Below are 20,970 nucleotides of genomic sequence, written 5' to 3'. Positions count from 1 at the left end.
TGTTATTATTGCTGTTGCTATTGCCATTGGTGGCCGGTGCTCTCCCAGCGATCAGCGTCAGCACTGGCAGGCTGAAAACCATGCGCACTGGCAGCGTCCGGTTCTTCATCACCAACTGGCCTTCGATGAGGTCCGGCCAGTTCGACTTGCTCCACTCCTCATACCACGTCTCCTCCTTCTCCACATAGAAGCGCCATTTGAAGGACACCACATCCGGCAGCAGCGGCATCCAGTACCGCCCCTCCGTGTCCGGCGCATAGATTCCCGTCGTGGACTGTTGAATGCCCGACTTCATGTCCCCGGTCTGCGGGATCAAATCCTCACGCGACAGGCTCAGGTAGTGCAGTGGCTTTTGATTGTCGTCCACCACCGCATCCGGGTAGGGCCGCAGGCTCAGGATGGTGTCCTTGGAGGTGATGGGATTGTTGCCAAACGGAAAGCAGTCGGGCGAGCCGGTGATGGTCAGTTCCTGAATCACCGGGTCCGTACCCTGCACCAGTTTCAATGCCAGCGTGGCCGTGCTCGGCAGCGTGGCAAACGTACGCCGGCACAGCTCAATGTACCGGTTCATGGAATCGCTCTCACGCTGGATGTGCTCGATCTCCGACGCCCCGCGCACCGAGCCGCGGATGATCGCAAACAACGTGGCCGTGATCATCGACAGGATGGTGATGCCGATCACCACCTCGATCAACGTGAAGGCGGAACGCCGTCTATGGCTGGGCAGGCTTGTAAACATAGACGTCGAGGGTGTCCTCCTGCGGCACACCGTCAAAAGACGAAGTCGCGTGGATGGTGAGTTTGTACATGTCGCTCAAGATGCCGCCGCTGGTGGTCTTCAGCGACAGCGCCTCCGTGCTGGTCGTGTAGGTGATGCCGTAGGTCGTGTCGGAGATGGTCGTGCTCATCTTGGCCAGCGGCTTGTTCCGCAGCTCTTCAAAAACATTGCGCATGCCGATGCGGATGATCTGGTCACGCTTCAGCAGATTCGCCGTCTCCAGCGCCTGGTTTAGCGACTTCGCCAGCCCCAGCACCGCGAGGGCAAAAATCGTCAGCGCCAGCACCAGCTCGAAGAGAATGTACCCGCGCGAAACCGGGCGCTGCCGGCGATGGAATTTCGCGTTCATCGCAGATCAACGGTTTCCTTCACGATGTCTGCCGTTAGTGCCGCAAACTCCACGTCAAACGTCGAGGACGGGCCCTCCACATGAATCTTCAGCGGCTGGCAGACGCCGCTGGGCTGAAACACCCACAGCTTCACCATCTCACCCTCGATCGGCGTCGGCTCGGCATCATACCAGTGCTGGATCTGGTACTTCACCTCCTTCGGCAGCTCGTATTTTTCAGACCAGTATTCGTCATACTTGGGCGCCGGAGGGGCCAGCGGCAGTTCGGTGGTCTTGTTGGAGCGGCCGCCATTGTCAATATCCGTTTTATCACCTTCCTCGATCGTGCTTTCCACGGCGGGTGCCTCTTCGCCAGCCGCGAGAAATTCGTTCAGTTCCGTGAGCTGCAGGTACGGATTGAAATAGCGGGATGCCGTGAATCCCGTGGCATGGAAGGCCACCTGGTAGGGCCGCTTCTCCTGCATCGCACGCATGCGCGCCTCACGCGCCAGCTTAAGCAGCGCCGTGACGGGTTCCCGCGCCAGCCGCTCATCTTGGAAACCTTTCAGCATCGGCACCGTCGCCGCTGCCAGTACAGCGACGATGGTTAAAGCAATGACGATTTCGATCAGCGTAAACGCCCGTGCGCTCGCCACCCCATGCCGGACGAAGCTGCCTTGACGGAGGGTGAGGGCATCACTCGCGTCATGGCTGGTCTTCGTGCTTCGGCATGCAGGTTTCATGGGTCATTTCGCCGCCGACTTCTTCCAGTTGCCGAGGTCGTCTTCGTCGCCGTCGATCCCGTTCGGGCCAGCTGTCCAGAGGTCATAGGGCTTCTTGGATTTCTGGGCTGGGAAACGGTACTTGTATGGCAGGCCCCAAGGGTCTTTGGGCAGCTCTTCCATGAAGGCGCGGTAGTTTTCAGGGATCGGCTCCAGCGTCGGCTTTTCCACCAGCGCCATCAGTCCCTGCTCGGTCGTCGGCATGCGCAGCGCACGGGATTCATAAGATTGCAGCGCCAGCCCGATGGCTTGCAAATCGCTGTCCACTCGTGTGTCCTTGGCGGAATCGATCTGGCCTTTGAGCAGGTAAATCGAGCCGGAGGCCAGGATGGCGATGATGGTCAGCGTGATCACGATTTCGATCAGCGTGAAGGCGGCGGCAGGGAGTGTTTTGGGGTTCGATGTGCGGATTTTCATGACGGGACGATTGAACAGGATTTATGGAGAGATGAACAGGAGGAAATGAAGTTGGTTGCGCCGGCTTTAGCCGCCACCACGGATGCCCGTGACGCTTTGGGCGATGGCCGCAACGATGGAATACGCCACCGTGCCGACCATCACGGCCATCACGATCAGGATGATCGGCGTGATCATCGAGGTCATGCGTTTGATACGCTTGTCGAGCTCCTTGTCGTAACGGATGGCGCATTTTTCCATCGATTTGCCAAGCTGCCCCGTCTGCTCACCCACGGCGATCATGTCCGCCAGCAGCAGGGGAAAGCTGCCGACCTTGCGCAATGTGTTGGAAAGCGGGGCACCTTCGGAGACCTGGGCGGTCACCTTGGCCAGCAGCGACTGGATGAAGACGTTCGCAGAAATCTTGGAAACGAGGCGGATGCTGTTCAGCAGCGGCACTCCATTGGTGATCAGGTTGCCCAGCGAATGCGCGAACTGCGCGTAAAAGCGCATGCTCATGATGGCCCCAAACAGCGGGAGCTTGAGCTTCGTTTCATCCCACCACATCCGGCCCGCCGGGCTGGAGATGTAGCCCCGGAAGGTCAGCACACCTGCCGTGATGGCCGCTGCGATGGCCCACCACCACTGGCCCATGAATTGATTGAAGCTGATGAGCAGCTGCGTGGCCGCGGGGAGCTTCTGGCCGTTCTTGCCCATCAAGTCCATGATCTGTGGCACCATGAAAGTCATGAACACCACCATGAGCACGATACACGCACCGATCAGGAAAGCCGGGTAGATCATCGCCTGCGTCACCTTGGCCTGCAGTTCGGCCATCACCGCCAGATTGTTGGCGAGGCGCCGCAGGATGCTCGGCAGCGAGCCGCTCACTTCACCAGCCGCAGCCAGGTTGCAGTACAGATCGTCAAAGCTTGGCGAAGCTTTCCTCAGCGCTTTCGCCACCGATGAGCCCTCGCGCAGTTCGTTCCGCATCGTGCTGGCAATGATGCGCAGCGTTCCCGACTCCTGCCGTTCCTGCATCACCCGAAATGCCTGGTCGATCTGCAGGCCGCCATCCAGCAGATCCGCGAGTTCTTCTGTGAACAAAATAAGCTGGGCGCGCTTCAGCTTCACCGGTCCCACTGCGGCGGCCGCCGCGATTTTCGCTTTCGCCGCATCGGACTTTTCATCCTGCGTCACCTTCACCGGCGTCAGTGCCTGAGCCTCAATTTTTCGAAATGCCTCCGCACGCGAACCGACCGTGACGGATCCCGTGACGGTCTGGCCGGTGGTGGTGAGGGCGGTGTAGGTGAAGGCGGGCATACGAGGAAGTGACGGAAACAGGCGGCAGGTGCCAAATGGATCAATGACGCCGTGACAAAATACGGTCGCGTTTGGCTGGGTTGATTCTGCCGTCAATAATGGCGGTCAAAATGACTGTCTCATCCACAATGCGGTAATAGAGAACAGATTGAAAACGCTTCGAGTTCACGTGGTGATAACCGCGAGTTTGGCGGTGGATGCCTCCCGTTGTTTCAAGCTCAGCAATGTCAGCAAGGATGCACTCAACAAAATAGTTCCCGAGACCTTGTTGTTGGTTTTCATAAAACTTATGAGAGGAGGCTATGTCCGCTTTAGCGGCCCGGACGACCTGGACCGTCATGACAGCTCCCCGCGCAGTTCTTTGGAGAATTGCTCCAGACTGATGAGCTCCGTCTCTCCAGTCGCCAGCATTTTCTCACGCTCGGCAAGGACATCGAAATGCCACTCCTGAGGGCCGATCTCTTCGACAGCGAGATCGCTTTTCAGCCAGTCAAACACCTGCCATTTCTGTGCAAGGGAAAGGCTTTCCAATGGAAGCTCAATAGGAGGATTGGCGGAGAGTGTCATGGTCAAAGGATATTCATGGGAGGGGGCTTCGCAACACTACTCAGTCGCCGCCGTCACCGTCATCACTTCCTCCAGAGTCGTCACCCCTTGTGAAGCTTTCCGGAATCCATACTGCCGCATGGGCACCATGCCGTCCTTGAGCGCCTGCGCCTTGAGTTCCATGGTGTTGGCGCGTTTGTTGATCTTGTCCTGCAAGGCTTCCGTCATGAGGCAGATTTCCATGATCGCCAGACGTCCGGTGAAACCGGTGTTGCGGCAGGCGCGGCAGCCCACGGGATTGAACAGTTTGTCCTTCCACTCCAGGGGGAAACCAATGCTGCGCAGGTGGCTTTCCTCGTGATGCGCGGGCTGCTTGCACAATCCGCACAGCGTACGCACAAGGCGCTGCGCCTGGAAGGCCCTCACCGAGGACGAAATCATGAAGGGCTCGATGCCCATGTCCAGCAGACGCGAGATGCCGCCGACGGCGTCATTGGTGTGCAGCGTCGAGAAAACAAGGTGACCCGTCAAAGCGCCACGGATGGCGATCTCGACCGTTTCTTGGTCGCGCATTTCCCCCACCATGATCACATTCGGGTCGCCACGCAGAATGCTGCGCAGGCCGGCGGCGAAGGTCAGATCAATCTCCGGCTTCACCGCGATCTGGATGATGCCGTCCAGCTTGTTTTCCACCGGGTCTTCAATGGTGACGATGCGGCGCTCCTTGGTGTTGAGCTCCTTGAGGAAAGTGTACAGCGTGGAGGATTTGCCAGAACCCGTCGGGCCTGTGACGAGGATGATGCCGTTCGGCGCCGCGAGCAGCTTGCGAATCGTCGCCTCCGTGGCCGGGTCGAGCCCGAGTGCCATCAGGTCAAATTTTTTGCGCGTCAGCAGGCGGAGCGCCACGGACTCACCATTCACGCTCGGGATGGTGGCCACACGCACGTCGATGGGTTCGCCATCGAGTTCGAGGTTGATGCGTCCGTCTTGGGGCAGGCGGCGCTCGGCGATGTCGAGATGCGCCATGATCTTCAGGCGCGAAATAAGCGATGCCTGCAGCAGTCGCATGTTCGGCGGCACAGGAACTTCCAGCAGCTTGCCATCCACCCGGTAGCGGATGCGCAGATCGCGCTCCAGCGGCTCCACATGAATGTCCGTGGCGCGTTCCTTGAGAGCTTCACGGAAGATCTGGTTCACAAAGTTGAGCACCGTGGCCTCTTCATCCGCCTCGTCCAGCACCGTGGTTTCCTGCTTGAGGTCGTCGTGCTCGTCACCGCCTTCACGGCCTTCCAGCAGCTCTTCAAAGTTTTCCGCACCCACGCCGTAGCCTTGATGCAGGGCTTCGAGGATGCGGTGGCGCGGCGCGATCTGCCAGTGCACGCGTTTGCGCAGTTCCTGGCCCACCGCCTGCCGTGCGCTGAGGTCGAACGGGTTGTAGGTCAGGATCGTCGCCTCACCACTCGCCACATGCATCGGGCAGATGCGGTGGCGCAGCGCCAGTTTGGCGGGGAAGTTGTTGCGCAGTCCTTCAGCGGCTTCGCCGACGCCTTCTTCGGCATACGGCATGCCCAGACCGGTCGCTAGCTGGGCAAAGAATCGGTCTTCATCCACCATGCTGCTGTCCACCACGGCATCCATGAGCGGCTGGCGGTTGTCGGAGGCCACTTCGAGGGCATGGCGCAGCCGGGTGGGTTCTTCGCATCCTGCGCTGGCGGCGGTTCGTACGAGGACGTCGATCAAAGTAGGGGTGGGCATGTGGGGCGATACAACGCCGCAACGAGGGCAAAGTTTCGCGTTCTCTGCAACAGGATCATCCACAAAGAAAAACGGTGGAGTGAGGGGAATCATGTGCTACATGCGCAGCCTCTATGAATTCGCACTTCCCCATTCTCCGCCGGTCCTTGCAGGTGCTCGCCTTTGCCGGACTCGCTCTCGCTCTCAGCAACTGCGCCGGCAGCAAAACAGGCGGCCATTCCTCCCTGAGCTATGACCCAGTAACGAAGCCGGTGAAAAATCCCTCGAATGTGCGTGTGAAGCTCAGCACAGGCGCCCAGCGCGTGTATGTGATGGAAGGCAATGAAGTGCTGCTCGCGACCCCATGCTCCGTTGGCACCGCCAGCGCCCCGACCCCCCAGGGTAACTTCACCATCTACAGCAAAGTGGCCAACCGCCGCCGTGCCAGCAGCCCCGGCGCCGGCTATCCCATGACCTTCTGGATGGAGTTCAAGTCCGCCTACGGCATGCACTGGGGCTGGGTGAAGCCTTATCCCTGCACCCACGGTTGCGTCCGTCTGCCGATCAAGGCTGCACAGAAGATTTTCAGCATGGTCAAGAGTGGAACTCCGCTCAACATCGCCTCATCCCAGCCTGAAGACGCCACCATTGGCAAAACTCTCCCAGTGCTTGATGATAGCAAGCTCGCCGACCCGCCTGATTCGTATATGAACAGCAACAAGGTCTTCGAAGACGCCGCCAAGGGCAAAATGTACTATTGATTTAACTTATTCCATCTCATGTCTGCACCCGCCCCAGCCGCCCGCCGTGTGAATGTTCGCACCCCGGAGGTCATGGAGCGCGTGCAGGCCGAGGTGGAGACCCATTACCGCAGCCATATTGTCGAGCAAATCCGCTCCAAAGGCAGCGTGATTCAGATTGGCAGCACTACCGTTCGTCTGGCACGGGATTTCGGCTTCTGCTACGGCGTTGAACGCGCCATCGACCTTGCCTACGCAGCTCGCAAAGTATTTGCCGACCGCCGCGTCTTTCTGCTGGGTGAGATCATCCACAACCAGGAAGTGAACCGCCAGCTCACCGAAATGGGCGTGGTGAGCATTCCCAACGTCGATCATGAGGCCATGGTCGCCACCATGACGGCTGAAGACGTGGTGATCGTGCCTGCCTTCGGCGCGGAAACGCGCCTCATGAAGCTCATCGCAGCCTGCGGCTGCATGGTGGTCGACACCACTTGCGGCGATGTCATGAGCGTCTGGAAGCGTGTCCGGCAGTATGCCAAGACCGGCTTCACCTCCATCATTCACGGCAAAGCCAGCCATGAAGAAACCCGCGCCACCTCCTCCCGTGCCATGGGCGACGACGGCATGGGCAACTACCTTGTGGTGCTCACCCTGGCTGATGTCGATTACGTCTGTGACTACATTCGCAACGGCGGTGACAAAGAAGCCTTCATGAAGCGCTTCCCGGCCACTGCTCATTCTGACGGCTTCGACCCTGATCTGCACCTCACCCGCATCGGTGTGGCCAATCAGACCACCATGCTCAAATCGGAGACTGAAGAAGTTCAGCGTCGCCTGCGTCAGGCCGTTCTGGACCGCCACGGTCCCGAAGTCGGCGTTACCAATTTCCAGGGCTTCGACACCATCTGCGGTGCCACGCAGGAGCGGCAGGACTCCCTCTTTGGCCTGCTCAAGCAGCCCTTGGACGTGCTTCTCGTCGTTGGCGGCTACAACAGCTCCAACACCACACACCTCGTCGAAATCGGCGAGCAGCAGCTCCCCACCTTCTTCATCCGCACTGCGGACTGCCTCAAATCACTGGAGCAGATCGTCCATTTTGACCTTCACCTCAAGGCAGAGAAGGAAAGCTACTCCACCAAGCTCGCTGGCGATGGTCCGGTGACCGTCGGCATCACCGCCGGCGCCTCCTGCCCCAACAATCTCATTGAGGACACCGTGCTGCGCGTGTTTGGGTTGCGGGGGGTCGATGAGGCCGCTGTCCGTGCCGCTTTGGATTTGAACTGACATGCAGCACACTCCGACCATTGAAACCCGCGAAGAGGTGATGTTTTTCGACACCGACTGCGGTGGCGTCGTCCACAACATCGCCTACCTCCGCATGATCGAAACCGCGCGCACCCGCCTGGCCAGCCTGATGGGCATGAAAATGCGTGAAATGGCGCAGACCCAGCTCTTCCCCGTCGTGGTGCGCACCGAGATCGATTATAAAAAACCAGCCAGACTCGGTGACGAACTCATCATTCACGGCAGGCTCGAAACCGTCGAGCGCGTCCGCTTCTGGTGCTCCTTCGAAGTGCGCCGCGCCGAAGACAACGCCCTCCTCATCACCTGCCGCCAGTCCCTCGCCCTCGTCCAAATGCCCGAAGGCCGCCCCGCCCGCCTGCCAGACGACTGGAAAACGAAATACGCGCACCTGGCAAAAACAAAGTAGATCAGTTGCGCCGCAACTGGTCTGGCAGGAGAGGGATCATCTTGATCCCTCCACGCTCCGCCCCTTCCACCGTTCCAAATGAAGGATCAACTTGATCCCATTCTTCTGGCCGGCTAGGCCTCACCGCCCGCTGACTCCAGCAGGTTTCTTCGCCTTCTTCTCCGCCTTCGGTTTCGCTTCACGCGGCGGGAACTCCCAGCTCATGATGCGCTTCTCACCGGGCGTGCAGACCAGGAAGGTGCTGAAGGGGCGGCCACGTTTGGAGATCATGCCCGTGATCAGCGAGGTCTTGCCATCGACGAAGAACTCGCGCGCATTCTCTGGCGTGATGTCCTTCTGGCACAGCTTCTTCGGCAGCCTTGCGTTGCACTTGGATGACTCCGTGGCGTTGATTTTGCACTGGTAGGCGTCCGCCGTTTCGTAGATCTTTTCTCCCTTGCGGCCTTTCTTGGCGCACACCGGGCAGTCAGCGATCACCGGGCACTCGTCCCAGTTGATGCTGTCAGGGTCTGAACCGTCGCCAAAGACGAAGGCGATCTTCATGTCGTCCTTGATCTGCAGTGCCGCGCTGAATTCCTTGCCCTTCTTGCTGCGGAAACCTTCGAGCGGTCCGAGGAAGCGTGTTTCGATCAGCGTGCGAATTTCATCCTCGCTCAGCGCACGGCTGGCCACGGTCTTGAAGACACGCACCTTGCACTTGGGATTCTTGCAGCCGTAGAATTCCTCGGTCTGCTTGTAGCCTTCCTTGCTGCCGCACACGCCGCAGGTGGCCTGGAAGTCTGGGAACACCTTGTCCTTGGCCGCTTTGGAGTAGGCCTTGGTCTTTTCCACCACCTGCTTGGTCAGGTGCCGGATGTCCCGCATGAAACTGGCACGGTCCAGCTCCCGATGCTCCATCTGGCGCAGCTTGTACTCCCACTGGCCGGTCATTTCCGGTGAACTGAGCGCATCAATGCCGATGGCGCTGATCTGATCAATCAGGGCCAGCCCTTTGGCTGTGACGTGGAAGTCCCTCTGCACACGCTCAATGTACCGGTCCATGATCAGACCTTCGATGATCGCAGCACGCGTCGCAGGCGTGCCGAGACCACGCTCGCTCATCGCTTCGGCGAGTTCTTCGTCCTCCACCAGTTTCCCGGCGCCTTCCATCATGGAAAGAATCGTGGCTTCTGTGAAGCGCGGTGGTGGCTTCGTCTGGTGCTCGTTTACCTCCACATCCAGAGTCTCGGCCTTGTCGCCGGGATTCGCAGCCACCAGCAGTTTGGCGGCATCCTCGCCGCCTTCAGCAGCTTCTTCAGCCGCCTTTTTGCCATAGACACCCAGCCAGCCCGGCTCCTTGAGCACCTTGCCGTTGCTCTGGAACGCATCCTGGCCCACCCGCGTGATGCGCGTGGTCACTTCAAACTCGGCCGCAGGGAAAAACACCGCCACAAATCGGCGGGCCACCATGTCGAACAGCTTTTGCTCGGCTTCGGGAAGCTCCTTCGGCGGAATCTGCCCCGTGGGGATGATGGCAAAGTGGTCGCTAACCTTGCTGCTGTCAAAAATGCGCTTGTTGAGCTTCACCCACTTCTTGTCCAGCGCCGTGGCGGCGTGCGTGCCCAGTTCATGCGGCAGCGCGTCCTGTTTGCGGCTGTCATGGCTGGCAAAGGTCTTCAGCGTGTCCGTCACCGTGCCAAGATAATCTTCCGGCAGGTGGCGTGAATCGGTACGAGGATAGGTCAGCACCTTGAACTTTTCATACAGCGCCTGCGCGATCTGCAGCGTGCGCCGTGCTGAGAAGCCGAAGCGGTTGCTCGCTTCACGCTGCAGGCTCGTCAAATCGTAGAGCAGGGGAGGGGCCTGGCGCGTCGGCTTGGTGATCTGCTCGATGATCCCCGGCTTGCCTTTGCAGCGGTCGGCAATCGCCTGCGCGGTGCCCTGGTCCCAAAGACGCTCGGCTTTCTTGTGCTCGTCGTTCTCGTCCTTCTTGAAGCGCTCATCAATCCAGCGCCCTGAATACTGCCCGGCCTTCACTTCAAACAGCGCAATGGCCTCAAAATAGGTGCGTGGCACAAAGGCGGCGATGTCACGCTCACGCTGCGCAAGAACAGACAGCGTCGGCGTCTGCACCCGGCCCACCGGAGTGAGGCGGAAGCCGCCGTGGCGCGAATTCAGCGCGGTCAGCGCACGGGTGCCATTGATGCCCACCAGCCAGTCGCTTTCGCTGCGGCACTTCGCGGCATCAGCCAGCGGCAGCATCTGCTCATTCGTGCGCAAATGCTTGTAGGCATCGAGAATCGAACCTTGGGTCATGGACTGCATCCACAGACGTTGCACCGGCTTCTTGCAGCCGCTCGCGTCCATGATGTAGCGGAAAATCAGCTCTCCCTCACGCCCGGCATCGCAGGCATTGATCACGCTGTCCACGTCCTTGCGCTTCAGCAGCTTGGTCAGCAGCTTGTAGCGGTCCGCGCTTTGCTCGATGGGATTGAGCTCAAACTGCTCCGGCATGATCGGCAGGCTGGTAAAGCCCCAGCCGATCTTCTTTCCGTCCACCATGGGCATGCCGAGTTCCAGCAAATGGCCCACGGCCGACGAGATCACATGCGTGTCATTCTCATACCAGTCCTTCTCTTTGACGAAGGGCTTCATGCCGGGGGCTTTGGCAAGTGCGCGGGCAAGATCGGCTGCGACACTGGGCTTTTCGGCAATGATCAGGGCTTTGGGCATGTGCGTATGAACAGGTTATATCGGAAAATGGGCCTACTTAGGGCATGCTTTCACCCCGGATGTCAAGGTGCGCGCTCTTTAGACCGCAAATGGGTTACGCTGTTCAGCAGACTTCAGACTACCTTTCATCTGCAAACAAACCCACACGATCCCGGCCTCCCGCTCATCGAATCAGCCTACCTCGCCGCCGATTTCGCGCCCGGCGCATCGTCCATGTGGACCAGAGATTCCGACCGATGCTTGGACGCCAGATCTTTCATGCCCAGATGTTCATACAGATCCGCCAGTTTGACGTGGCAGGACTTCTTGTCTCGGGCATTGGGCAGCGAACGCTCGAAATCACCCACAGCTTCTTTATACTTGCCCAGCTTGGCATACACATGGCCTCGGGTATCAAGGAAGAACGGATTGTTCGGCTCCCCCTTCAGCAGTTCATCGATCATCGCCAGCGCCTTCTCCAATTCAGCGCGGTCCGTGGAAACCGATGCAATGGCCATCGCCAGATTGTTGCCGATCACCTTAAATCCAGGATTGAGTGAGCTGGCGAGCTCAAAATGCGACTTCGCAGACTCGCGGTTGCCCTGCTTCCAGTCCATCACACCCAGATAGTAGTGGAGGAAGGAAGTGGAGATCCCTCCGTTGCTCAGAATGCGTTCCACGTAGCGCTGGCGCTCTTCAGGTTCACTGGTCAGCTCCTCACAGTCACCAAGGAATGCCATGATGAGATCCTGGCTTTCCGGGCTGATCTGGATGCCCTGTTCCAGCAGCTTCAGCACTTCCATGCGCTTGCCGGACGGCTGCTGCTTGAGATATCGGCTCCAGGACAAGTAAATGCCGCCGACAAGCTGGCGCTCTTCTTGCGTTGGATTGCCATGGGTCGAGCCGATGATCCACTGCACCGCCTCCTCAAACTTCCGTTGCAGGCTCAGGCTCACGGCGATCGAAAAGCGCACCTCGGAGCCATTCGCATTAGCCGATTTAGACATCCCCCGCAGCGCAATCTCCGCTTCATGGGCGAATTCCACCGCCGCCGCCTCCTGGCCGGAAAATTGCAGCGCAGTCGCCTTCATCAGCAGGAGGTCAGGACGCTTTTTTAGCTCCATTTTGTCCAAATGCGTCAGCACCGTCTGCCACCGCCGTTGTCCCGCAGCAAAGCGTGCCGCCAGTTCCCGCGCATCCTGGCTCGCAGGGTCGCTCAGCAGCGCTTTGTTGATGTGATCAAAAGCCGCCTGCACATCAGGATTCTTCTGCTGCGCCAGCAAAATGGTGGCTTGGATCACGTGGGCCGGCGCATAGCCAGGTCCGTCTTTGGGTGCGATGCGCGAAAGCAGGCGCAGCGCGTCGCTTTCTCTCCCCATGCCACGAAGGGCCTTCGCCTCGATCAGGATGGCCCGAGAGTTCTGCTCGCCATCCTGCATCAGCCGCATCGCCGCGAGGCGTGCTTCCACGAAATGTCCCTGATCAAGATGGCTCTGCGCTTCCCGTTCCAAACGGAGCAAATGCTCACGGCTGAAGTCGTCACGCGAGTTCAGCACCATGAACACCAGCAGGATCAGCGTGAACAAAGCGGGCAGTCCCAGCAGCCCGTCCATGCGCTTGCGCTCCTCCAGCATGGAGTTGAGTCGATAACGTAAATCTTGAATGAAGTGACCGGTCATTCGCTTTCCTTTCCTGCATGGGGGCTGTGGTTGACAAGAGCTTGGGCTAGGCGGTTGCGTGCTTCAGCGAGCAGTTCAGTCACCGCTCCCTGCACCTGGGCGTCGTTCTCGGGTTCGACGGACATGATCTGCAGCACATAAGTGTTCAGCACCGGACTTGGGTTGGACCAGCGTGAGAGCAGGCGTTCGGCCATTCGATCCAGCGGCTGTTCGCTCGTGAATGTCTGAGCCGTGCCATTTTCATCCAGCACACTCAGCCAAAGGTGGGCCCGGGCGAGCTCCGTCGGCTGGTTCATCTCCAGAAAGCGCACCGTCTTTTGCGTGTCTCCGGGCAGCGAGCCATCCACCTGTTTCTGAAACTGCCAGCCCTGGCCGGAGTAGCAGAGGCGCGTGTCATGAAAGCCCAGGAAAGGGAAATTCACTGCCACAAACGCTTCCTGCCTGCCTTTGCGGTAGCGCCACACCTGGTTGCGCACGCCCAGATTCCCGATCATCGAATTTTCCATGGGCTGGTCACCTTCACGGACCCAGCCGGCAAGCACCTCTGGCAGTTGAAATTCGTCCGCTTCAGCGAGTGCATTCGCTGCCACGGGAGCATTGGAATGACGGCTCAGTGCCAGAAGTTCAGGGCCAAGCAGCAGCGTCATGCCAATCACCGCCACCCCCAGGCTCAGACTGCCATACAGTCCGCTCACAGCAGCAGGTTCAGTTGTCCCATAGGGAGATGTGCGTGGTTGGCTCTGCGAGCTGTTCAAGGCGAAATGCCAGCCATGGTCAGCGCTCCAGACCAGCAGCAGATCCAGCAGAAAGAACAGCACACCCACAGCCTCATGGGCGGCGCCTTGATCCAGCTCCAGTCTCCAGTAGTGCAAACCTCCGATCACCAGGCAGATGCGCAGCACATTCGATGCCACCGAGATCAGTCCCGCTGTCACCAGCAGCACCATCGCATGAATCCATGACCGGTTGTTGAAACTGCTGATGATCAAAGCCACGCACATGGCCACCATCAGGGTGTTCGTGCCGCTGCACGCATCATCCACAAAAAAACGTTTCTCTGGCGTCGCGACGATCGTGCCCTGCACCACATGCAGCACCTGCATCGCATCCAGCCATCCCTGGCTGAGCCGCGCCGCCAGTCCGGCAAGCACCTGATGCACCTGCTGGTCCAGCATCATCGGCGGCGGGATGAAAAATAAAGAAAGCGCAGGCAGCGACCATGCGGGCGCTTCATGCACTGCGGGTTTTCCCTTGGCCACTGCCAGCGCTGCGGAGCTCACCACAAACGCCAGTCCCGCCATGAAAGGGGAGACCAGAACGAACGCGACGAGCGCCAGCAGCAGGTGGCATGTGACCAGCCATTGAAAGGCCGTGGGATTTTGCGGAAACAAGACGGCCCGGAACATGCCGTCTCGTTTCGCCAGCCAGATCCACGCCAGCAGAGGCAGCGGGAAAAAATGACTGGCAGGATGTCGAATCCAGATCTCTTGAAGGGCAAACACAAGGCAGACAACCGATGCGGCTGGCACCAACCACAACGCACTGCTTTTTGCTGGGTTCCGGGAGTTCAAGAGAGCGGAGTGTTAAAAGTTGTTAAATCAGGCCACAGCAGCAGGCGTGTTTTTCGCGCGGCGCTTGAAGGCAAAGCCCGCCATTCCCAGAATCCCGCCAAATCCCAGCAGGATGGAAGGAGGCTCAGGCACCGGTGCGATCGGGGCCGCAGTGTAGGTATACGTGACCTGCAGATTCCCCGTGGTGCTGCCCGTGATGCTCGTCAGCCATGAGGTGGTGCTGCCTGAGCCCGAGGCCGTCGGCGTGGCGCCGAAGGTGTTGGCCAGATAAAGTGGCACCGTTCCGGTTCCTTGAAACGCAGAGAAGTTCGCGTCTGCCGAAGTATAGCTGTCCGATTGAGTGAAACCGCTGAAGGTAATGTTGTTGACGGTGTAGGACTCGCCGCTCGTCAGAGTCACCGTGCCACCGGCGGGTGTCACTGATTTGGATTTGGCCACTTCAGCGATCAGGTCACCAGAGGTGCCGATCGAGGGCACAAAACCGTCCACAGTGTTGGTGAAGCTGATTCGGCTCACCGTGACCGTTCCAGCGTTCATGTTCGTGATCTCAGCCGTGGAGATGCTGGAGTTCACCGTCCAGTCCAGCGTGACGCCTGTCAGCGTCCCCAGAGCCGTGTTGAACTGGTTGAAGTAAAATTGGCTGCCGCCAGTGACGGTGCCAAAATCGACGGTTTGTGAGATGACATCAGCCCTGCAGGTGAGAGCCGTTGAGAAGGTAAGTATGAGTAGAGCAGAGATTATTTTCATAACGGCCATACAATCGACAAGAAGAAGAAAGAAACAAATCACTATTGGTAAGTGTAGCCTTATAGGTCGTTTACTGTGGAAACAGAGGATTTCTGCTCCGAGTAAGCACGCTTTCAAAAGGTGCTAAAAACAACGGTTTTGCCCAGAGAAACGCGCCTTTTGCGCACATCATTTTCCTGCCGAAACCGCATCAGTTTTTTCCCGTGCTCACGTGGCCTCTAACACCGCCAGTTCAAGTTTCGCCCCTTGGCTTTATTGCAAAAATATGCAGTAGCTTGGAAGTTTTAAACTTAACGAATAGAAGCCAAACCTTTAGCGGCATGGACAACTTGGGATGTTTTTTTGAATCTTCGATAAATCAGCTGCTTCGCCCTCTCGTGGAGCAGCCCATGCACTCAGATAACGCAGGCCTCAGAGAGCGTGTCGGCCCTCGTAACTTGGGTGAAGAAAGCAGCACGCCGCCTTCACATGTCGGATGATGTTCCATGAGTCACACTGTCAGCCAGATGCAGCCGGTGGTGCCGGCTGAAGTGCCGTCTATGGCATGAATAGGAAACAATCTCTGCAGCATTCCATCCGTTGAGGTGAAAATCACCACTTCCCTGGAGCCCCGCTCAAAGGACAAAACGCAAGTTGGTCCTGCCACGCTCGACATGGGATTGCGGATCGTGTCAGCCTGCTGCGTGTAGCGTTTTGCGAAACTGAGACCGGAATGCCAGCGTGGAGACGCTCAGCGGCGGCTTGAGGACAATCCACCCCACCTTGCGCTGGGCACTCTCATCTCCAGCGCAGGTGGCGCCTTCTTTTCTCAGCCAGCCCCCGTCGACCTGTCCTTTGCAACTCGACGCAGGAAAGCCAAAAGGGAAGCCCATGATCCTCTGTCAAGAAACAGCCTGCCAAACGCAGATGAGTTTTGCGAACCGCTATAAATCCCAACACAGGTCTAAACCGCGCACCAAAACTCCATCGCAATCCTGATGAGCCGTCATGGGTTGGCTGTCCGCTTGTTCAGATCCAGATTCTCACAGCTTCCAGAATGTTCGACACCCCCAGTTTGCCCAGGGCATTGCGTTTGTGGCTTGAGATCGTTTTCATGCTCAGCCCCAGACGGCTGGCCACCTGGCTGGGTCGCAATCCTGAAACCAGCAGGTCGAGAACCTCTTCCTCTCGGAGGGAGAGGGCATACTGCGAGGCCTCATCCTCCTCATGCAAGCCACCGGCGGGAGTGATGGATCTGGCCATTACAGAGGCCAGCTCACTCGACATGTAAGGCACGCCTTCCAGCGCGGCTTGCAGCGCACGCTTCAATTCTTCCACGGACTCATTGCAGCCCAGACACACGTTGGCACCTGCCTGCATTGCTGTTCTCGTCGTCACCGGCGCAGGCGGTCCGCAAATAAGCATCAGATGCTTTCCTCCCGTCAGCGCGATCACGGATTTCAATGCCTCCAGCCCATGCTCCATGTCTCGCGGGTGGAATTCCATCATCAGCAGGCTCACCAGACCGTGGTGTGTGGCCTGCCTGACTTCTTCCACATTGGAAGCCTCGGTCGTTTTACACTCAGGCAAAATTTTCTTCAGCAATAATTTCCAGCTCGAACGCGTGAACTCGCTCGGATGAAAAAGTACACAGTTGGGCATGTTCATGAGGGTAAAGACTCTTCATCTGCCATCATGCCCATGGCTGACTCCATGGGGGCAGATTCAGGTGAAAGTGGCTGGATGGCTTTCGGGTTGGTTGGTCTCATGTTCAGTTGGAATGCTTGAAAGTTTCATGCCTGCCATGGGTGAAATATTCGTGACGCAGGGAGGCATGGGATAAGCAAGGGAAGGCAGGAATGTGCGGGGACTGAAGCAGGTTCGCATGCATGCGTTGTTCACGGTTGTCGGCCTGCCTCAGACCATTCGAAAAGCAATCACATACTATGACTTCCATGTTTCTTGGTCATTAAAGCCCACTCTTGTAATCGCCTAAGCGGAGGCTTAATAAACTGGGGGCCAAAGAATCACGTCAGGCTCCCCTATAAATATTTATGAGAGTAGTGAATTTCTAGCCAGTCGAGCATTTCGACTTTTCGCGAAGGAGTTCTAAACTCCCATTAAACCATCCCTCATCCAGAAGGTGTTTCTGTTTAAACATTGGCTTAAAAGGAGTCTTGGTTCAGCTAAATAAATAAAACTTAATTTAGCGGCATTATAAGATGTTTCATATAAATATATCTACCATAGCAATCAGACTGATTGCTTTATTTTCAAATCACGGTGCTCATCAGCATCAACTCCTCTCAAAATACAATGACTCCTGCTACTAAAAAAATCATGCTTGTTGATGACCACGCCATGTTCGCAGAGACGCTGGGTCAATATCTTCGGCTGATGTTTAAAGATTTTGAAATTGTGGTGGTTACAAGCGCGGAAAAAGCACGCGAACAGTCATCAAGACATAACTTTGATGTCGTTCTTATTGATCTGGAGATGGCCGACTGCTCTGGCCTGACACTGCTGGCGGATTTTGCCGCCGTCATGCCTTCTCCTGCCTGCATCGTGGTCAGCATGCACATTCAAGCCCTCTGGATTGAACGTGCCTTGAAGGCCGGGGCATGTGGCTACGTTGCCAAGGATTCACCCCCGGGTGAGATCGTCACCGCCATCAATTACGCTCTCCGTGGAAAAAAATACCTCTCACGCAGTGTCGCGCAGTCCTTTGCTGAAAATGCCGTGAGACTTCCGGCAGGCGGCAAAGAACTGCACAAAGTGCTGAGCAGCCGTGAATTCGAAATTTTTCTCCAGCTTGCCCACGGCAAAAGTCTCAAAGCCATTTCCCTGGATCTCAGCCTTTCCGCCAAGACCGTCTCAGTTCATAAGCACAATATCTGGAAGAAGACAGGCATTGATTCGGGGGCAAAAATCGCCCGCTACTGCGTTGAGCACGGTCTGCTCGCCGGCGGCAACCAGGCCTTCCAGGCCGCTTAAACTAACTAAGACAGTCCGCCGCATCTTTTATGCGGAGTAAAGTGGCAGCGTTGCTCTCAATGATAGCTTGAGAGTAACCTCTTGGTTTAAACGCACGAGCCTGGCCGCAAGGTCACAAGCAGCACTCTGCTTGAAGGACTGCACAAGAGTGGTGGGAAGTCCCTTGTCCGTCATTCATATCCCGGCATTGCGGCTTGAAGCACCGATAAGCCGCAAATGGAAATCCCCAGCACGGGTTCGTGCCGCGGCGCCCAGGGTGCACGTGCACCCAAGTCCACAGCAGGTTGATCATTTCACATAGTTATAATAAATCAGTAAGTGCAGCAAACACCTCGACATTGCTGCAGCAAAAGTGGAAGCTCATTCCAAGTGAAGAGTATGAATGGGTTGTGCGCCTAGCTACTCACTAGAAGTATTTCAAACAAGGCCAGGAGCCTTTTAAATCATCGCGCCTTGATGGGAAGCAGATGGACCTTGCCCCACTCATCGCGGCCTGAAGGGCCGCAGGACTCAGCCCAGGGCGCAGCGGAGCAAGCTCTGGGTCATGCATGACGCCTCCTGCTCACCCAAGGTCTCGCCCCCCTGAAGGGGGGCGGGTGATCGCGCGCTAGTCCCAGCCTTGTCGCAGGCGTCGCATCGTTGCCTCCCCAAGCTCGACCATCACATTCTCCCTCGGGCATCAATGCACAGGCACAAAAAACCGTGTGCTCATTTGGAAATGCGCACACGGCTTGTGTGTTTCATCGTCGTTCTTAAATCATGACAGTCTGTTCACATCGAATGGACACCTCTCTCAGCCCATTTTGTGCGGGGGGGTAAACCCACGTGACACAGGGCGCAGTGGCGCGGACTCCTCATTCTCACCCGCCTTGTAGTACGACCGGTGGTAATAATAATCATAGCTCCGCGTGCGCTGGGCGAGGCGGTTCAAAATCAGCCCGGTCAATGGTATGCCCGTCTGCTGCAGTTTGCGGATCGCCTCCTGAATGATGTCGGATGGAGTGCGGTTGCACCGGACCACCAGGAAAGTGCTGTCGGCCAGGCCGCCGAGTTCCAGCGTGTCGTTCACCGGGATCAATGGGGCGGTGTCGATCACGATGCGGTCAAAACCCGCCGCAAAAGCCATGTCCTTGAGCCGCTCAACGCCGCAGGTCGAAAGCAGTTCGGCAGGATTGGCCACACGTTTGCCCGCCGGCATGATGGCAAGATGGGCAATGCCACCGCTGAGGCAAACCTCCGCAAAGGAAGCCTCCTCAAGCAGCAGGTCAATCACACCCTTGCGACTGCTTGGAATACCGAAAACCTGGGCCAGCTGGGAGCGCCGCAGATCCATGTCGATCAGCAGCGTGCGGTAGCCCTGGCTGGCCAGACTGACGGCCAGATGCGTGGACACAAAGGTCTTGCCCTCATCGGGAATGGCGCTGACCACCATGTGGCAGGTCTGCGGGCTTTTAGCCATTCGCGCAATGATGGCACGAAACTCGCGGAAGCTTTCAGCGACAGCTTTGTGGGCTATCAGTGCAGGCGTCAGCCCCTGGGAGTAATCATGCTCTTTGGAACGCTGGTCTTTGGTGTCAGGATGATGCGGAAGATTGGCGATCATCCCAAGAACCGGCACGCGCAGTTTCTGGCGCGCATCTTCCACAGAGCGGATGGAGCGGTCTTGCATGACAATCAGACCGATGATGGCCAGGCCAAGCATGAAACCGCCGGCCGTGGAACTGCCCACCACTTTTTTGGCATTCGGTGAGACGGGTTCCCCGGGCACCATGGCCAGTTGATGCACCCAGATGGGAGGCGTTTCCATTCCCTTGGAAACATCCACCTGCTTGATGCGTGTCAGGACCGATTCATAGACCGCCTGGTCAGACTCCATCTCACGTTTCAGCACATTGTACTGCACGGCCAGCTGCTCCAGGTCGAGTGCTTCGGACTCCTGCTTTTTGAGCTGCTCCTGCAGCCGGCGTTCCAGTTCCTTGGCATGTTCACAGCTTGATTCCAGCATGTGCACCGCATCGGCAAGGATGGTGGTGAGCTGCTGCTCCTGATTGTTGATGACCGCCTGCACCGACTCGTACTTGGGATGTTTGGGTTTGTAACGCTCAGCCAGCAGGGCCAGCGCTGATTTTTGATTGCTGAGCTGCGTGAGAATTCCCGACACCTTGGGATGGCTGGCGATGGTTGGCAGGCTGAGCAGTTCATCGCGGGGAAGCTTCTCCTCCTTGCAGGCCTTGAGCTGGGTTTCAAGCGTCAGACGTTCTTTGGACTGATGGTTCAGCTCAGAACCCAGTTCCTTCAATTTCGTAAGCACGAGGTCTTTGCGCTCGTCCAGCGAGATGGCCTGGTTGGAGCGCTTGTAGTCATGCATCGCTATCTCTGACTTGGTCAGCTTGTCCTGCAGGCGCTGCCCTTCGGCCACCAAGGCCTGCACGGCTCCCTGCATGGTCTTGCTTTTTTGACTTTCCAGCTCGGCCACCAGGCTCAGCACCGCCTGGTTCGACAAAGACGCCACCTGTTCCGGATCGGCCCCGCTCACAGTGAAGTCGATCAACCGTGTGTCTTTGCGCAGGCTGATCCGGACCATGGAACTCACGGTGGAGATCGCATTTTCCCGGGCTTCTTTGGAATTGTTGGGGTGCCCGCCTGAAAACCCGGCGAGCCGGGTCAGATTCAGTTCGGTAACCACACGTCCGATCACCTCACGGCTTTTCGCGGCCTGGATAAGCGTGTTGACGGATTTTTCGTCCCCGAGCCCGGGCGTGCTCACGCCGTTCAGACCCAGCAGGGAATTCTGCTCGGAACCAAACTGTGCCACGCTGACGGCTTCATACACCGGCTTTTGGCGCTTGAAGTAGGCATAGCCCAGGATCAGTCCAAACAGGGCCAGCGTGATGGGAATCCAGCTGTGACGGCGTACTCCGTCCACCAGCTGCGCCGGATTCATGAATGACTGTGGTGCTTCAGCGTCTGG

The 20,970-nt window shown here is 57.8% G+C and carries 18 protein-coding genes; 4 read left to right on the top strand and 14 right to left on the bottom strand.

All coding sequences use genetic code 11. The annotated features are described in order from the left end of the window. From WAW39_RS02085 to WAW39_RS02050, 8 genes are all read right to left on the bottom strand, one after another. Window positions 1-739: type II secretion system protein (locus WAW39_RS02085; RefSeq protein WP_422315270.1), on the bottom strand; the 739-nt coding region annotated here is incomplete at its 3' end. Beyond that, complete coding sequence (locus WAW39_RS02080) at window positions 714-1,127, bottom strand: type IV pilus modification PilV family protein (RefSeq protein ID WP_422315268.1); 414 nt, start codon at window positions 1,125-1,127, stop codon at window positions 714-716. The genes WAW39_RS02080 and WAW39_RS02085, both read right to left, overlap by 26 nt. Then, window positions 1,124-1,849 carry a pilus assembly FimT family protein gene (locus WAW39_RS02075; protein ID WP_422315266.1) on the bottom strand — a complete coding sequence of 242 codons (726 nt, stop codon included), beginning with the start codon at window positions 1,847-1,849 and terminating at the stop codon, window positions 1,124-1,126. The genes WAW39_RS02080 and WAW39_RS02075 overlap by 4 nt, the downstream gene beginning before the upstream one ends. A gap of 3 nt (window positions 1,850-1,852) precedes the next feature. Then, window positions 1,853-2,305 carry a type II secretion system major pseudopilin GspG gene (gene gspG / locus WAW39_RS02070; protein ID WP_422315264.1) on the bottom strand — a complete coding sequence of 151 codons (453 nt, stop codon included), beginning with the start codon at window positions 2,303-2,305 and terminating at the stop codon, window positions 1,853-1,855. Between the two features lie 66 nt (window positions 2,306-2,371). Continuing rightward, window positions 2,372-3,607, bottom strand: coding sequence for a type II secretion system F family protein (locus tag WAW39_RS02065; protein WP_422315262.1), 1,236 nt, complete (start codon window positions 3,605-3,607; stop codon window positions 2,372-2,374). A 40-nt stretch (window positions 3,608-3,647) separates the two neighbouring features. Further along, a complete protein-coding gene (locus tag WAW39_RS02060) occupies window positions 3,648-3,947 on the bottom strand; it encodes a type II toxin-antitoxin system RelE/ParE family toxin (RefSeq protein ID WP_422315260.1) in 300 nt (99 codons plus the stop codon). Then, window positions 3,944-4,174 (bottom strand): hypothetical protein, encoded by a 231-nt coding sequence (locus WAW39_RS02055; protein ID WP_422315258.1) that lies wholly within the window; start codon window positions 4,172-4,174, stop codon window positions 3,944-3,946. Before WAW39_RS02055 ends, WAW39_RS02060 begins: the two co-directional genes overlap by 4 nt. 36 nt (window positions 4,175-4,210) lie before the next feature. Continuing rightward, window positions 4,211-5,908: a GspE/PulE family protein gene (locus WAW39_RS02050; protein WP_422315256.1), complete on the bottom strand. Its 1,698-nt coding sequence runs from the start codon at window positions 5,906-5,908 to the stop codon at window positions 4,211-4,213. Window positions 5,909-6,021: 113 nt separating this feature from the next. On the opposite strand from WAW39_RS02050, the gene WAW39_RS02045 reads away from it, so the two are divergent. The 3 genes from WAW39_RS02045 to WAW39_RS02035 are packed head-to-tail and all read left to right on the top strand — an operon-like array spanning window position 6,022 to window position 8,338. Next, complete coding sequence (locus WAW39_RS02045; RefSeq protein ID WP_422315254.1) at window positions 6,022-6,648, top strand: L,D-transpeptidase; 627 nt, start codon at window positions 6,022-6,024, stop codon at window positions 6,646-6,648. An 18-nt stretch (window positions 6,649-6,666) separates the two neighbouring features. Next, the gene (locus WAW39_RS02040) at window positions 6,667-7,911 is read left to right on the top strand and encodes a 4-hydroxy-3-methylbut-2-enyl diphosphate reductase (protein ID WP_422315252.1); all 1,245 of its coding nucleotides are present in this window, start codon (window positions 6,667-6,669) and stop codon (window positions 7,909-7,911) included. Window position 7,912: 1 nt separating this feature from the next. Further along, window positions 7,913-8,338, top strand: a complete 426-nt coding sequence (locus WAW39_RS02035; protein WP_422315250.1) for an acyl-CoA thioesterase — start codon at window positions 7,913-7,915, stop codon at window positions 8,336-8,338. A gap of 120 nt (window positions 8,339-8,458) precedes the next feature. Here the strand turns inward: WAW39_RS02035 and WAW39_RS02030 are convergent, their stop codons facing one another. The 5 genes from WAW39_RS02030 to WAW39_RS02010 all read right to left on the bottom strand — a co-directional run bounded on the left by WAW39_RS02030 (window position 8,459) and on the right by WAW39_RS02010 (window position 16,673). Then, window positions 8,459-11,050 carry a DNA topoisomerase III gene (locus WAW39_RS02030; RefSeq protein ID WP_422315248.1) on the bottom strand — a complete coding sequence of 864 codons (2,592 nt, stop codon included), beginning with the start codon at window positions 11,048-11,050 and terminating at the stop codon, window positions 8,459-8,461. 176 nt (window positions 11,051-11,226) lie between these two features. Next, a complete protein-coding gene (locus tag WAW39_RS02025) occupies window positions 11,227-12,708 on the bottom strand; it encodes a hypothetical protein (protein WP_422315246.1) in 1,482 nt (493 codons plus the stop codon). After that, window positions 12,705-14,210, bottom strand: a complete 1,506-nt coding sequence (gene xrtU, locus WAW39_RS02020; protein WP_422315244.1) for an exosortase U — start codon at window positions 14,208-14,210, stop codon at window positions 12,705-12,707. Before xrtU ends, WAW39_RS02025 begins: the two co-directional genes overlap by 4 nt. A 96-nt stretch (window positions 14,211-14,306) precedes the next feature. Further along, window positions 14,307-15,026 carry a choice-of-anchor E domain-containing protein gene (locus tag WAW39_RS02015; protein WP_422315242.1) on the bottom strand — a complete coding sequence of 240 codons (720 nt, stop codon included), beginning with the start codon at window positions 15,024-15,026 and terminating at the stop codon, window positions 14,307-14,309. Window positions 15,027-16,034: 1,008 nt separating this feature from the next. Continuing rightward, the gene (locus WAW39_RS02010) at window positions 16,035-16,673 is read right to left on the bottom strand and encodes a response regulator transcription factor (protein WP_422315240.1); all 639 of its coding nucleotides are present in this window, start codon (window positions 16,671-16,673) and stop codon (window positions 16,035-16,037) included. A gap of 615 nt (window positions 16,674-17,288) precedes the next feature. On the opposite strand from WAW39_RS02010, the gene WAW39_RS02005 reads away from it, so the two are divergent. Continuing rightward, window positions 17,289-17,999, top strand: a complete 711-nt coding sequence (locus WAW39_RS02005; RefSeq protein ID WP_422315238.1) for a response regulator — start codon at window positions 17,289-17,291, stop codon at window positions 17,997-17,999. A 793-nt stretch (window positions 18,000-18,792) separates the two neighbouring features. Here WAW39_RS02005 and WAW39_RS02000 read toward each other — a convergent pair. Then, complete coding sequence (locus WAW39_RS02000) at window positions 18,793-20,943, bottom strand: GumC family protein (RefSeq protein WP_422315236.1); 2,151 nt, start codon at window positions 20,941-20,943, stop codon at window positions 18,793-18,795. Window positions 20,944-20,970 lie beyond the last annotated feature (27 nt).

The sequence above is a fragment of the Prosthecobacter sp. genome (genome assembly GCF_049294395.1).
Classification (GTDB): Bacteria; Verrucomicrobiota; Verrucomicrobiia; order Verrucomicrobiales; family Verrucomicrobiaceae; genus Prosthecobacter.
This window is presented reverse-complemented; position numbering and strand designations above follow the sequence as displayed.

Bases quoted from the DNA above. Each gene is read 5' to 3' on its own strand.
- WAW39_RS02080 (WP_422315268.1), bottom strand. From the start codon at position 1,127: ATGAACGCGAAATTCCATCGCCGGCAGCGCCCGGTTTCGCGCGGGTAC.
- WAW39_RS02075 (WP_422315266.1), bottom strand. From the start codon at position 1,849: ATGAAACCTGCATGCCGAAGCACGAAGACCAGCCATGACGCGAGTGAT.
- gspG (WP_422315264.1), bottom strand. From the start codon at position 2,305: ATGAAAATCCGCACATCGAACCCCAAAACACTCCCTGCCGCCGCCTTC.
- WAW39_RS02065 (WP_422315262.1), bottom strand. From the start codon at position 3,607: ATGCCCGCCTTCACCTACACCGCCCTCACCACCACCGGCCAGACCGTC.
- WAW39_RS02060 (WP_422315260.1), bottom strand. From the start codon at position 3,947: ATGACGGTCCAGGTCGTCCGGGCCGCTAAAGCGGACATAGCCTCCTCT.
- WAW39_RS02055 (WP_422315258.1), bottom strand. From the start codon at position 4,174: ATGACACTCTCCGCCAATCCTCCTATTGAGCTTCCATTGGAAAGCCTT.
- WAW39_RS02050 (WP_422315256.1), bottom strand. From the start codon at position 5,908: ATGCCCACCCCTACTTTGATCGACGTCCTCGTACGAACCGCCGCCAGC.
- WAW39_RS02045 (WP_422315254.1), top strand. From the start codon at position 6,022: ATGAATTCGCACTTCCCCATTCTCCGCCGGTCCTTGCAGGTGCTCGCC.
- WAW39_RS02040 (WP_422315252.1), top strand. From the start codon at position 6,667: ATGTCTGCACCCGCCCCAGCCGCCCGCCGTGTGAATGTTCGCACCCCG.
- WAW39_RS02035 (WP_422315250.1), top strand. From the start codon at position 7,913: ATGCAGCACACTCCGACCATTGAAACCCGCGAAGAGGTGATGTTTTTC.
- WAW39_RS02030 (WP_422315248.1), bottom strand. From the start codon at position 11,050: ATGCCCAAAGCCCTGATCATTGCCGAAAAGCCCAGTGTCGCAGCCGAT.
- WAW39_RS02025 (WP_422315246.1), bottom strand. From the start codon at position 12,708: ATGACCGGTCACTTCATTCAAGATTTACGTTATCGACTCAACTCCATG.
- WAW39_RS02015 (WP_422315242.1), bottom strand. From the start codon at position 15,026: ATGAAAATAATCTCTGCTCTACTCATACTTACCTTCTCAACGGCTCTC.
- WAW39_RS02010 (WP_422315240.1), bottom strand. From the start codon at position 16,673: ATGAACATGCCCAACTGTGTACTTTTTCATCCGAGCGAGTTCACGCGT.
- WAW39_RS02000 (WP_422315236.1), bottom strand. From the start codon at position 20,943: ATGAATCCGGCGCAGCTGGTGGACGGAGTACGCCGTCACAGCTGGATT.